Annotated in this window: 10 protein-coding genes; 8 read left to right on the forward strand and 2 right to left on the reverse strand. The window is 60.5% G+C overall.

Annotated elements, in window-relative coordinates; all coding sequences use genetic code 11:
- Positions 1–477 precede the first annotated feature (477 nt).
- The 7 genes from mtrA (at position 478) to secA (ending at position 10,875) form a co-directional block, all read left to right on the forward strand.
- Entirely contained in the window at positions 478–1,152 is a 675-nt protein-coding gene (mtrA, locus tag N7568_RS12250) for an MtrAB system response regulator MtrA (RefSeq protein WP_144649950.1), read from the forward strand.
- Positions 1,124–3,097, forward strand: a complete 1,974-nt coding sequence (gene mtrB / locus N7568_RS12255; protein ID WP_439898976.1) for an MtrAB system histidine kinase MtrB — start codon at positions 1,124–1,126, stop codon at positions 3,095–3,097. The genes mtrA and mtrB overlap by 29 nt, the downstream gene beginning before the upstream one ends.
- Entirely contained in the window at positions 3,094–4,806 is a 1,713-nt protein-coding gene (locus N7568_RS12260) for an LpqB family beta-propeller domain-containing protein (RefSeq protein ID WP_261610106.1), read from the forward strand. The genes mtrB and N7568_RS12260 overlap by 4 nt, the downstream gene beginning before the upstream one ends.
- 379 nt (positions 4,807–5,185) lie before the next feature.
- Complete coding sequence (locus N7568_RS12265) at positions 5,186–5,854, forward strand: ComF family protein (protein WP_261610107.1); 669 nt, start codon at positions 5,186–5,188, stop codon at positions 5,852–5,854.
- 189 nt (positions 5,855–6,043) lie between these two features.
- Entirely contained in the window at positions 6,044–6,772 is a 729-nt protein-coding gene (gene hpf, locus N7568_RS12270) for a ribosome hibernation-promoting factor, HPF/YfiA family (protein WP_261610108.1), read from the forward strand.
- Positions 6,773–6,801: 29 nt separating this feature from the next.
- Entirely contained in the window at positions 6,802–8,091 is a 1,290-nt protein-coding gene (locus tag N7568_RS12275) for a winged helix-turn-helix domain-containing protein (RefSeq protein ID WP_261610109.1), read from the forward strand.
- A gap of 42 nt (positions 8,092–8,133) precedes the next feature.
- Positions 8,134–10,875 carry a preprotein translocase subunit SecA gene (gene secA, locus N7568_RS12280; RefSeq protein WP_261610110.1) on the forward strand — a complete coding sequence of 914 codons (2,742 nt, stop codon included), beginning with the start codon at positions 8,134–8,136 and terminating at the stop codon, positions 10,873–10,875.
- Between the two features lie 131 nt (positions 10,876–11,006).
- Here the strand turns inward: secA and N7568_RS12285 are convergent, their stop codons facing one another.
- Positions 11,007–11,429 carry an Rv3235 family protein gene (locus N7568_RS12285; RefSeq protein WP_261610111.1) on the reverse strand — a complete coding sequence of 141 codons (423 nt, stop codon included), beginning with the start codon at positions 11,427–11,429 and terminating at the stop codon, positions 11,007–11,009.
- A gap of 1,064 nt (positions 11,430–12,493) precedes the next feature.
- Here N7568_RS12285 and N7568_RS12295 point away from each other — a divergent pair.
- Positions 12,494–13,081: a hypothetical protein gene (locus N7568_RS12295; RefSeq protein WP_261610112.1), complete on the forward strand. Its 588-nt coding sequence runs from the start codon at positions 12,494–12,496 to the stop codon at positions 13,079–13,081.
- Here N7568_RS12295 and N7568_RS12300 read toward each other — a convergent pair.
- A complete protein-coding gene (locus tag N7568_RS12300; RefSeq protein ID WP_261610113.1) occupies positions 13,078–13,299 on the reverse strand; it encodes a helix-turn-helix domain-containing protein in 222 nt (73 codons plus the stop codon). The genes N7568_RS12295 and N7568_RS12300 overlap by 4 nt on opposite strands.
- Positions 13,300–13,438 lie beyond the last annotated feature (139 nt).

Consider the following 13,438-nt stretch of genomic DNA (forward strand, 5'->3'; position numbering starts at 1 on the left):
ACACCCGGCTTGGGCGGAGCGACATAGAGGGGTTGTCCGTAGGGAGGCCCGGGGGGCCATCCCGGGGCGGGTTGGCCGCCATGAAACTGTCCGCCACCTTGCGGGGCTGCCCATGCAGGGGGACCGCCCCATTGTGGTTGGTTGCCCCATTGTGGTTGGTTGCCCCATTGTGGCTGGCTGACCCCTCCGGGCTGACCGCCCCTTCCGGGCTGACCGCCCGGCGATGGATTCCGGCCGTGCTCTGGCTGTGACACGATATCCTCCCCATAAGACCCGGCCCGCCGACATTCGACGTCCCCCACACGGACCTTGGCACCCAGCCTATAGTCCCGCCGTCGTCCCTCATAGCCCGCCGCCCGGCCCGCCATTGAAGGAGGAGTACTGCTGCGGTGCAGTACGGTGGAACTGCCCCTCGGGCGCCATGCCGTGCGCCGCGCCCAACGGGACAAAGACTTGGTGATAAGGGAATATATAACTATGAAGGCACGCATTCTGGTAGTTGACGACGACGAAGCGCTCGCAGAGATGATTGGTATCGTCTTGCGCAATGATGGCTTCGAGCCGGTGTTCTGCGCAGATGGTGGCCAAGCCTTGGAAGTGTTCCGCTCTTCCAAGCCGGACCTGGTCCTGCTGGACCTCATGTTGCCTGGCTCAGACGGCATTGAGGTCTGCCGGCAGATCCGTGGTGAGTCGGACGTCCCCATTGTCATGCTCACTGCGAAATCCGATACCTCGGATGTCGTCCGTGGTCTTGAATCCGGCGCCGATGACTACGTGCCCAAACCTTTTAAGCCCGCCGAACTCGTAGCGCGCGTCCGTGCACGCCTGCGGCCGGGCGAACAGAAGGCCCCCGAAACGCTGCGTATCGCCGACGTGACCATCGACGTCGCGGGCCACTTGGTGACCCGCGGCGGGGAGCGGATTTCGCTGACTCCCCTTGAGTTCGATCTTCTGGTAGCGCTGGCCCGCAAGCCTTGGCAGGTCTTTACCCGCGAGCTGCTCCTTGAGCAGGTCTGGGGATACCGGCATGCCGCAGATACGCGACTGGTCAACGTTCACGTACAACGCCTGCGCTCAAAGATTGAACGCGATCCGGAAGCGCCCGAGGTCGTATTGACGGTTCGTGGTGTCGGATATAAAGCAGGTTCCTGAGTCCCCGGTCGGCAAGACCGGCAAGACCAACGAGGACCAAGGTCCCGGAAGTCCGGAAGTGGCCGGCGCCCAGGATGTGACGCCGGCTTCTTCAGCGACCCCTGTGCAGTCCCCGGAGCAAACCACCCGGAAAGTTCGAAACCTGCCGTGGCTCGTGTCGCGGGCAAGGATCTGGACCCGACGTGGACTCATCCTGGTTCTGCGGGTTTCGCGGCTGGTGTCCATCGGCGTGCGGCAGATCAGGCCGGGACTTCGCTATCTGTGGCGGTCGCTGCTCCGGCGTTGGCGGCGGTCCCTGGAATTCAGAACAGTCCTCACCACGCTGCTGCTCGCCGTGACATCCTTCGCGATCGTCGGCGCATACCTTTCCAACCAAATTGCCAACAACCTCTTCCAGGAACGCCTTGCCCAGGCGGAATCAGAGTCGCGCTACAACGTCAAACAAGTCCAGGACACCTTCGACGGCGCGCAAGTCACCGATCAGTCCAGTGTCATCACTTTGGTCTATGACACGTTGACTGCCGTTGAGGGGCGCGGTTCGGTGATCCAACGACGATACGTCTTTGAAGCCAAGCCGGAGCAGACCAAGCCGCGGAACCGTTGGGTCGAGTCGCGTGCTTCCGACCAGCTAACGGTTCGCGTCATACCGCCGGACCTGCGAAAGGCTGTTCAGGAAGGTGGCAAACAGCAGTTCTGGGCCTCCACCCAGTTTCCAGTGGGCAATGAGGACCGCCCCGGCATTGCCGTCGGAAACATGGTCACCTTCAATGGCACGTCCTACGAGCTTTACCTGATCTACGACCTCAACACAGCCCAACAAACGTTGGACGAGATCCAGAACGTTCTCTGGGCGGGCGGCGCTGCCCTTGTCCTCATGATCGGTGCCATCGCCTGGTACGTGACGCGCAACGTGGTCAGTCCCGTAAGCCATGCTGCAGTGGTTTCGGAAAAACTCGCTGCCGGGCAGCTCCAGGAACGCATGGTGGTTAAGGGAGAGGATGAGGTGGCGAGGCTGGGTGCCTCCTTCAACCACATGGCCGCCAGCCTCCAGGAACAGATCACCCAGCTGGCCACCTTGTCGCAGATGCAGCAACGCTTTGTCTCCGATGTTTCGCACGAACTGCGAACCCCGCTGACCACCGTCCGGATGGCTGCCGAGGTCCTCTTCGAAGCCCGTGACGACTTCGACCCCATGAACAAACGGTCGGCAGAGCTGCTGTACCACCAGGTAGAGCGCTTCCAGTCCTTGCTTTCGGACTTGCTGGAGATTTCACGATTCGACGCCGGTGCTGCCGTCCTGGACGCAGAACCACAGGACATCTTCCAAGTGATCTCGCACGTCATGGAAGGTGCGGCACCTGTGGCGGCAGAGTACGGTTCGGATGTCCGGCTGAACGCTCGGCAGAAGAGCATTGTCGTGGAGATGGACTCCCGCAGGATCGACCGGATCCTCCGCAATTTATTACTCAACGCACTGGAACATGGTGAGGGCAGGCCGATCCACATATCCGTGGCCGCCAACCACGATGCTGTTGCGGTATCCGTCAGGGACCATGGGATCGGGATGAGCCAAACAGAGGCTGCCAGGGTCTTCGACCGTTTCTGGCGCGCAGATCCTGCACGGGCCCGGACCACTGGGGGCAGCGGCTTGGGCCTCTCCATCGCGGCCGAGGACACCAAGCTGCACAATGGCTGGCTGCAAGCCTGGGGCCGCAAAGGATCCGGCTCCAACTTCCGCTTGACACTGCCGCTTCGGCAAGGAGGCACCATTGTGAAATCGCCGCTGCAGCTTGAACCCGCGGATATCGACTTCCCCGGCTCCGCCAGCGAGCGGCAGATGCTGGTGTTGGGCAAGGAACCCGGGAGCCGTCCACAAGGGTCGCAAGTTGCGGCAGGCAAGCCTACGCCAGCAGACGCTGCGGCTGGTGAAGGGGCATGGGAATGATGCGGCCCCGGCGCGCAAGGGCAGTTGCAGCAGTGTTGGCCATGCTGATGGTGCTGTTGGCTTCCTGTGCGCAGATTCCCCGTTCCGGCCCCGTGGGCAAGAGCAAGGATGAAGGCGCCGGTAATCCGAACGCGCCCGTCTTCTTTCCCGCGGCCCCACGTGCCGGCTCAAGTCCCGAGACTGTCATTGAGGACTTCTACATGGCCGGCAGCGGCTACGAGGACGATTATCCTGTGGCACGCCAGTACCTGACGCAAGCACAGTCGGTGACGTGGAAACCTGACAAGCGCGCGATTGTTTTCCGCGAGGCGCAGGTGGTCAAGTCAGCCGTGGAGAATGAGTACCTTTACGAACTCGACCTCGCCTATTCGGTGGATGCTGACGGCGTGGCGACCCAATTTCCGCCGGGTACCAAGGAGACCATCCCGCTAACGCTCGAGCAGGTGGAGGGTGAATGGCGGATCTCCAAGGTGCCGGACGGAACAGCCATACCGGAGGAGACGTTCAAGGTCATTTACGGGGCGAACCCCATCTTCTTCTATGACCCAACCTTTACCTACGCGGTTCCTGACTACCGGTGGTTCATCAAGAAGAACACGGTCAAGTCCATGACCTCTGCTTTGCTCGCTGGCCCGGCGCCATACCTGCGTGGTGCAGTCGTCAGCGCATTCCCGTCCGGGATGAAGCTTGCACGGGAATCCGTTCCCGTGGTGTCCGGTGCAGCGCAGGTGGACCTGTCGGCCAAAGAGTTGTTTGACGCCTCGGCGGAAGACCGTCAGAGGATGCAAAACCAGTTGGCGCTGACCTTCCGAAGCCAGCCGGACGTCATCAACGTCCAACTGCGCGCCGACCAGGACCTTGTCCGGGTCGAAGACAACGGCACTGTGTTGCCTCCAGTGCTGGACAAGAGTGTTCCAGCGCGCCAGATTGCTGTGAGTAATGGCGATCTGGTGCGCTACGAAAACAACCGTATTACTCCGCTTCCGGACATACAGTCGGTCGCAGGATTGGGTCCGCACTCGCCGGCTGAGTCGCCTGTGTCCCAAACGGCTGCGTTCCTGAACGGCGATAGAACCACGCTTTATTCGATCGAACCAGGACAGCCAGCCCGTCAGCTCACCACCAGGAGTACCCTTACAGGTCCTTCGTTCAGCCCGCACGACTGGGTGTGGACAGCGGGCCCGGGAGCCAACGGAGCCGCCGAAGTTGTGGTCTACAAACCAACGGGCATAGCGCCCGGCATGACAGTTCCCAGTGTCACCATGACGCCGTCCTGGTTGTCCGGAAGGACTGTTAAGGACTTCAGGGTTTCCAGGGAGGGGACCAGGGCTTTGGTGATTTCCGAGGCCAATGGAAAGTCCACTGTGCAGATCACAGGAATAGTCCGGAACCCTGATGGCGTTCCCAAGGACCTCACTGCTCCCATTACCCTGCTCAGCACAGCCACCGCCGACCAGGGAGCCTGGGTCAACGGTTCAACCGTGGCGGTGATGTCCAGTTCGGCCACGGGAACCGTGGTTCCTGAATTGCTTTCCCTGGCATCGGGTGAACCTCAGCAGCTGGCCCCTTGGGACGGTCTGACCACCCTTAGCGCCGGAAACGGGTCCGAACAGATTTATGGTCAGTCAGAGGCCGGAATATTCCAACGTGTCGGAAACGGCTGGGAGCTCCAGCTGAAAGGACCTACGGAGCCTGCTTTCCCCGGCTGATCACCCGCCAGCAGGATCTGCCGGTTGTCCACATAACCGGCCGGATGTCTTCCAGATGCAGTCACTGGAAGCCCAAGCTTTCAGGATGACTCTCTTCGACAGCAACGCAGGGCCCCAAGGCCGGCGGATCCGACGCCGGCTCGACCCCGACCTTATTGCACCGGACCCTGCCGGTGCGCGTCGGCGCGGTTGGGACCACAGCAGACCCGGCCGTCTTTTTGCCGCGCTGCACGGAACATTGACGGATTTGCTTGCCCTGTTGGTTCCGGTTGAATGTGTATGTTGCGAGGCTGAGGACACAGTATTGTGTGGCGACTGCGCCAAACACGTTCGCCAACTATGCAAGCAACCATTCCGCGCCGAAGGTGAATCGCCTGCCTTGGTTGACGTCGATGGCACGGCGAAGCTCGGGGTGGTGGCAGCAGGACCCTACCGGGATGAACTTGCGCGATGCCTGTTGTCCTTTAAACGCTTTGGCCAGTGGCGTGTGGCAGCGGTTCTGGCACAGTGCCTCGGCAAGGCTGCGGAGGCTGCCATCGGGGGCCAGCCCGGATACTGCCTTGTCCCCGTCCCGACCAGTGGCCGGGCCTACCGCAGGCGTGGATTCAGCCCGGTCCATCTCGTGCTTCGTTGCATTCGCCTCCGCCGTATCCTGCCGTATTGCCCAAGCCTTGATGTGCTTGAGAAACGTGGAGATCCAACTGCGTCCGGGGTGATCCTTGCAGTGTTCTGGCGGCTGCCCGCACGGCTGGCGGAGGCGGTGTTGGATACGGGCGCCCCTAAGCAGGCCGCTGGACAAAAGGGCCTCGGGAGGGGAGAGCGGGCCAGCAGGGTCCGCGGATCCATGCGTGTCAGGCGCCGCTGGACCAAACGGCTCAGTGGGAGGCGATGCATCCTGGTGGACGACGTCCTCACCACCGGGGCTACCCTCGCTGAGGCAGCACGTGCAATTACTGCCGCTGGGGGAGTCGTTTGCGGTGCCGTGGTGCTCGCGGCCACGAGGCCACCAGCCTACGCCTCAACCGCTGCCGGGTACGACCCCCCATGAAGGCCTTAAGACTCAATCAAAAAATAAGTGGCTAAAGGATGAATAACGGGTGGCGATGAACTAACGTCGGTTGTGGGTACCAAGAACAGATGTACCTGTCGATAGCGGCTCGGAAAGGGGCTCGACTGTCCGTCAGACAAGCCCCTAACAGCGCCGTTGTCGTGTCACCTGAGTTATTTGGAGGGCACCATGGAGTTCATGATCAGCGGACGAAATCTCACAGTTTCCGACCGCTTTCGCGAATACGCCGGCGAGAAAATCTCGAAGATTGAATCGCTGGGGGATAAGGTCCAGCGAGTCGACGCCAAGGTTTCCAAGGAAACCAATCCCCGGCAGACGCCGGGCCAGCTCACCGTCGAAGTGACAGTCTTGGGCCGTGGCCCCGTTATCCGTGCCGAGGCCACAGCCGCTGACAAATTCGCTGCCTTCGATCTCGCGTACAACAAGCTGCTTGAAAGGCTTCGTCGTGCAAAGGACCGGAAAAAGGTGCACCACGGGCGTCACACGCCCAAAGCCGTACGGGAAGCCACGGCGACCCTCGAGCCAGCCAGTGCTAGCGAGCCACTCTACGTTGAGGCCAGCAACCACCAAGAGCCCGCGCCACAGGCAGACGAGCGTTCTCCCTATGAGATCGAGAACGACATTCCGGCAGGCGATTCACCCGTTCTGATCCGCCGGAAGGTATTCCCCGCAGCGTCTCTGACACTCGATGATGCTGTGGACAGCATGGAACTCGTTGGCCACAACTTTTACTTGTTCCTGGACAAGGAAACCAATGCGCCATCGGTTGTGTACCGTCGGAGTGGTTGGACCTACGGTGTGATTACCCTCGATTCAACCTGCGAACCCGGCGAGGAAGCCGTGGAGGAAAAGATCCACGCCTATCGCTCTGATGATCAGGCTTCCACCGCCAAGTAAGCCGTCAATTCCTGTATGAAGGGACTTCAATGACCGCTTCGCTGAGCCTTTTACAGGCACGGCGGATCGCATTGGCAGCTCAAGGATTGGCAAAGGTCCGGCCCACCGGCCCCGTGACTCCACGGGCGGTGGGCCGGACCTTTGCCCGGATCCAGCTCGTCCAGATCGATTCCGTGAATGTGGTGGCACGAAGCCACTACCTTCCGTTCTTCTCCCGGCTCGGAAATTATGATCCCCTGATCCTCCAAGCCATGGCCGGCCGGAAGCCCCGCAAGATGATGGAGTATTGGGCTCACGAGGCCAGTTTTATCCGCCCGGAACACTTCCAGGACCTGCTCGTATGGCAAAAGCGGGCCTGGGTGGGTGCCCATCACCTGGAGCCCGCCGTTCGCCAGGACATGGAGGACCGCATTCTGATGGCCCTCACGGCCGGGCGTCCCATGACGGCGTCGGAACTCACCGCCCAGCTTGGTCATGACGAACAGGCTGAACGGGATAACTGGGGCTGGAACTGGAATATCGTCAAGCGAGTGCTGGAGCATCTGTTTGAGCAAGGCCGGATTTCCGCAGCTTCGCGGACACCGCAATTTGAACGCAAGTACACCCTGACATCCCGGGTGGTCCCCGTCATGCCCCGGTCGGACATCAACGCTGAAGAGTCACTCGATCGTCTGATCGATGCAGCAGCCCAAGCCCATGGCATTGGCACCGTCCGATGCTTTTCCGACTACTTCCGGACACCCTTGAAAGCGGGAGCGGATTCCGTCCGGCGCCTGGTCCGGGCAGGCCGCCTCCAGCCGGTATCGGTCCGTGGCTGGGACCGGGATACTTTCAGGCATGTCAGCGCGAGGATGCCACGCCAGGCCGCAGGCAGGGCGCTGCTGAGCCCCTTCGACTCGTTGGTCTTTGAACGGCGGCGACTTGAGGAGCTGTTTGGCTTCCACTACAGGATCGAGATCTACACGCCTGCTGCCAAGCGCCAATTCGGCTACTACGTACTACCATTCCTGCTCCGGGATGGCATCGTGGCCCGGGTGGACCTGAAGGCGGACCGGGCATCCGGTCAGCTCCTGGTGCGCTCTGCATTTGCTGAGGCCGACGCGCCGGCGGAAACCGCCGTCGAGCTTGCTGCCGAACTGGAGCTCATGGCTGCCTGGCTCCGGCTTCAGGAAGTGGTGGTGTGGCCGGTTGGGGATCTTGCCGGAATGCTCGCCGAGGCTGTGGCCCGTCGTGCTGATCGTATAAAAGGGCACCGGCTGCCGGGCAGTCCGCTCACAGTGGAACACGGCAACGTGGCGCTGGTCTCTCCCGTAGACTGAAACAGCCAGAATTCGGCAGCATGAGACTGGGAGCAATTTCACGTGGCATCACTAATCGAAAAACTTCTCCGCACGGGTGATAAAAAGACACTCAAGCAACTGCGGAACTATGCCGATTCCATCAATGCCCTGGAAGACTCCTTCAAGTCCTTCACGGACGCCGAACTCCGCGAGGAAACGGACCATTTACGGTCCCGCCATCAAGATGGAGAAACGCTGGAGGCATTGCTGCCGGAAGCCTTCGCCGCTGTTCGCGAGGCCTCCTCCCGTACCTTGGGCATGCGGCACTTCGACGTGCAGCTTATGGGTGGTGCCGCACTTCATTTGGGCAACATCGCAGAAATGAAAACCGGCGAAGGCAAAACGCTTGTGGCTACCGCTCCGGCCTACCTCAACGCACTCGCGGGCAAAGGCGTCCACGTCGTCACGGTCAACGACTACCTTGCTGAATACCAGTCCGAACTCATGGGCCGCGTCTATAGGTTCCTCGGTCTCACAAGTGGTTGCATCCTTTCCAACCAGGACCCGACGGTGCGCAGGCAGCAGTACGCCGCGGACATCACCTACGGAACCAACAACGAATTCGGCTTCGACTACCTGCGCGACAACATGGCCTGGGATGCCAGTGAACTCGTGCAGCGCGGCCACAACTTCGCGATCGTGGATGAGGTCGACTCCATCCTGATCGACGAGGCACGTACTCCGCTGATCATTTCCGGCCCCGCCCAGGGTGACACCAACCGCTGGTACAGCGAATTTGCCAAGGTCGTGCTCCGCCTGCAGCCTGAAGTCGACTACGAAGTGGACGAAAAGAAGCGGACCGTTGGTGTGCTCGAAGCCGGTATTGAAAAGGTGGAGGACTACCTTGGAATCCAAAACCTCTACGAATCGGCAAACACGCCGCTGATTGGCTTCCTCAACAACGCCATCAAGGCCAAAGAACTGTTTAAGAGGGACAAGGATTACGTCATCCTCGACGGCGAAGTCCTGATCGTTGACGAGCACACGGGTCGTATCCTGGCGGGGCGCCGCTACAACGAGGGCATGCACCAGGCTATTGAAGCCAAGGAAAACGTCGAGATCAAGGCGGAGAACCAGACTCTCGCCACAGTGACTTTGCAGAACTACTTCCGCATGTATTCGAAGCTTGCAGGCATGACGGGTACGGCCGAGACTGAGGCCGCAGAGTTCATGAGCACCTACAAGCTCGGTGTCGTGCCAATTCCCACCAACCGCGACATGCAACGGATTGACCAGTCGGACCTCGTCTACAAAAACGAGGTGGTTAAGTTCGACGCCGTCGTTCAGGACATCGCCGAAAGGCACGAAAACGGCCAGCCTGTCCTTGTTGGTACCACCAGCGTTGAGAAGAGCGAATACCTCTCCAAGCTGCTGGCCAAAGAAGGCATCCGGCATGAAGTCCTGAACGCCAAGAATCACGCACGGGAAGCGTCCATCGTGGCGCAGGCTGGACGAAAAGGCGCGGTTACAGTGGCAACCAACATGGCAGGCCGCGGTACCGACATCATGCTGGGCGGAAACGCAGAGTTTACTGCCATTGCAGATCTTGCCAAGCGTGGCCTGGACCCTGAGGAGAACTCGGAGGAGTACGAGGCCGCATGGCCGGAAGCTCTCGCCGCAGCCAAGCAAGCGGTTAAGGACGAGCACGAAGAAGTTCTGGACCTTGGCGGACTTTATGTGCTGGGCACCGAGCGCCACGAATCCCGTCGGATCGACAATCAGTTGCGTGGACGTTCTGGACGTCAGGGCGACCCCGGTGAATCCCGGTTCTACCTGTCACTGACAGACGACCTCATGAGGTTGTTTAATTCCGGGGCCGCAGAACGTCTCATGAACAGCTCAGTGCCGGATGACGTTGCACTCGAATCCAAGCTCGTCTCACGTGCCATCGCCTCGGCCCAAGGCCAGGTGGAGGGCCGAAACGCCGAACAGCGCAAGAACGTCCTCAAATACGATGATGTACTCAACCGTCAGCGTGAGGCCATCTATGGCGACCGCCGTCGAATTCTTGAGGGCGACGACCTTCACGAGAAGGTCCAGTACTTCTTGGAAGACACCATCAATGCCCTTATCGATGCCGCCACAGCCGAGGGAACTGGCGACGATTGGGACTTCAACCAACTCTGGGCGAACCTGAAGACGTTGTACCCGGCAACGGTGACCGCTGAGGAAATCATCGACGAAGCGGGAGGCAAGTCAAAGGTCACGGCTGACTTCCTGAAGGATGAGATCCTTTCCGACGCGCGGCTTGTGTACCAAGCCCGCGAGGAGAGCATTGGCTCTGAGAGCATGCGTGAGCTTGAACGCCGCGTCGTACTTTCGGTCATTGGGCGCAAGTGGCAGGAACACCTGTACGAGATGGATTACCTCAAGGAGGGAATCGGTCTTCGGGCGATGGCCCAGCGGGATCCCTTGGTGGAATACCAGCGCGAGGGTTTCGTGATGTTCCAGAGCATGATGGAAGCCATCCGTGAGGAGAGCATCGGCTTCTTGTACAACCTCGAGGTAGAGGTAACACCAGGCGAGGATGTGGTGGTGGCGGACGATACTGCCGCTGGTGCCCACACCGAACACCATGATCCCCAGATTCGTGCTGCCGGTTTGCAAGCGCCAGAGAGGCCGGCGCAGTTGCAATACACGGCTCCGGGCGAGGATGGGGCCACCCAAACGCGCATCGAGGGCCGCGCGTCAGGTCGATCAGGTAACCCTGCCAAGGCGGCAAACCAGGAGCAGCGTAAAACGGCGAAGAAGAAGCGTCGCTGAGCCTGGTCCCTACGGGGTTGTAGAGCATTAATTAGTTGTAGAGCATTAATTAACGGGGCGAATCCCGGACTCAGCGTCCGGGATTCGCCCCTTTTGCGCTGCTGATCGCCACCCCGTCGGGCCGCGGCAAGCTATCCGATTTCCAGCGCCGTAACCCGCCATACGCCGTCGAAGCGCTCCAGCCTCATGGCGATGGCGCGGCACCTGTGTTCTTCCGCCACAACGATGCTGGCTTCACAGATGGTTTCGGATATGGAGCAGACTCGAACAGAGCGGACCATGGGGCTGCGGTGCGGGTGCAAACTTCCCCGGACCCGGGCGGCGTGTTTCCGTGTCAGGGCTACTCGATGCTGGAGAGACACATAGCATTCCGGGTCAAGGGAGCGGGACAGCTGACTCAGCGGGCGAGTGCCGGCAAGAACTTCCAAAGCGGCCTGGGCAATGCTCCGCGCAACCAAGCGCACATCAATTTCCGAGCCCTTCGATCCGTATGCGGCTATTGTGCGTTTGGTGTTCTGGTGCCCTGTACCCCGGCTTGCGGTTGCAATGGTCATGGTCATACCTCTGGCATTCACTACGTGAGCGGGAGCGTGGGGACGCTCTGCTCGGGTGGCTTCTGCTGGGATGACGCTGGATTAGCTTTGCGGCGTGGACGTTGCCCCTGAGTGGGTGGCATCCATTGAATCGGGAGGGGTGTTAGCCGGGCATCGGGGCCCGCAGCACTTGACCAGGAAGCAGCACGGCCGGGTCACTGCCAATTGTCGAGCGGTTGGCCTCGTACCACTGAGGCCAAGCCAGGGCGATGTCCACGTCAGTGGCAAACGGTCCCAGTCTTGATGCGGCTATCGACCACAGGGAGTCGCCGGTTTGGACGATGACGCTGGCTTGGTTCGGATTCGATGTCTGACGCGAGGACACACTGCTCAGTAGCCCAGGTTCAATCACGGGGGGTCGTGGCTGCCAGCGCGGATCATCCGACAGGGTGCCAGCTGTAGCTGTGTCGGCTGTCGGCGAGATGTCGCTTGCCCCCACGAAGGACGTTGGTGTCCAGGCTGCCTGGAAAGGATGTACGGTGCCCACGGCAGCTGGTTGCCAGCCGGGATCCGGTGGGGCAGCGGATGCTAGCGCTAAGGGCGCCCCCAGAAGGTTGAAGCTCACCACGGCTGCCGCCAGTCGCAACATGAAAGCGGGGCTGAATTTCGAGAGGGCCTCCGCTCCCTTCTCTTGTCCCTTCCGATGCATGACGGAGGCGAAGAAGGCAAGCACCATGGACAATACCCACCACGCTACAAGCGCAGCTCCTGCAGCGCTTACGAGTAGACCAAGAAGGTGCTCAAAGGAGAAGCCTTGGTGGTGATACTGAGCGGCCTGCCATTGACCCACCAAGGTGTTACCCACTAGAACGAGGAACAATCCAAGTCCAGGAATTGATGCAGCGAGGGCCATATCACTGCGTAATGTTCGTGCCATTCAAAGCCCCCAAGCTTCGTTTGATGCAGTTTGATGCGATTTGATCTTACTGGCTCATTCTGAACACACCTTGTACCCTTTGTCCAATTGTGGTGTGGCCGCAGACAAGAATTCGACCCGCCTTCATACTGCAGCCTAGTCTGACCACATGAGATGGGACTCTCTCTTTGACGACTTGGAAGCACAATTTTCGGCCGAACGTGCCCTGAAGGAGGAATCCGAGATAACGGAACGGTCCAGGGTTGAGCTTGCGGGCATTGAACTGGGCGACCGCCTCCGCGGGGCCATGGGTGCAGAAATCAAAGTTGTGCTGCATGAGGGCAGCATCATTCGCGGAGAGCTTTGCCACCTGGGGGGAGAGTGGCTGGTGCTTGTGGAGGGGGCGCGGCAATGGCTGGTTCCCCATACGTCCGTGCTTTCATACCAAGGGCTGGGGAGGCTGGCGCGGAAACCACCGCCCCGGATGCGGCAGCCGGCGGGGATCGCCAGTGCCTTGAGGGCGCTTTCCAGGGATCGCGCCGAGCTGGTGGTTCATCTGAGCGTCCGGGTGGGAGACGGCTACAGGCTCCAAGGAGTCATCGACAGGGTCGGCCGGGACCATTTTGATCTTGCAGTGGTCGCGCACGGCGAACTGCGGCGGGCCGGAAATGTGGCAGCAGTGATGACCATCCCGTTCAACTCGCTGGCAGCATTGTCATCGACCGGTAGCCAAGACGCCCGGCGGGGCAGCTTCTAAGGCTGGCCGGACTTTGACTTGGCCTCTTCGATCATGCGGCTTGCTTCTGCGTAGCGGTCCTGAATGTACTGCTCGAGCATCGTCTCTTCGATTCGCCATTGTCCGCGCCCACCTACCTGTATGGCTTTCAGCTCACCGCTTCGCACCAGGGCGTATGCCTGGGGCGAATTAATCTGGAGTTGTTCGGCGACATCCGCAAGAGTCAGGAATCGGGGCATGGATCCATATTGCCACCGTTGCCGCTGTTTGATGTAGTTATCCACAGTTTCGGCCCATTTGCCCATGATGGCTTTGGCACCGCCGGAGCCGCCAGTGAAAATGAGGAGGGCAGGTCTGTCGACTAAGCCACAACGCATA

It is taken from the genome of Paenarthrobacter aurescens (assembly GCF_025421775.1).
In the GTDB taxonomy this organism is placed as follows: domain Bacteria; phylum Actinomycetota; class Actinomycetes; order Actinomycetales; family Micrococcaceae; genus Arthrobacter; species Arthrobacter aurescens_B.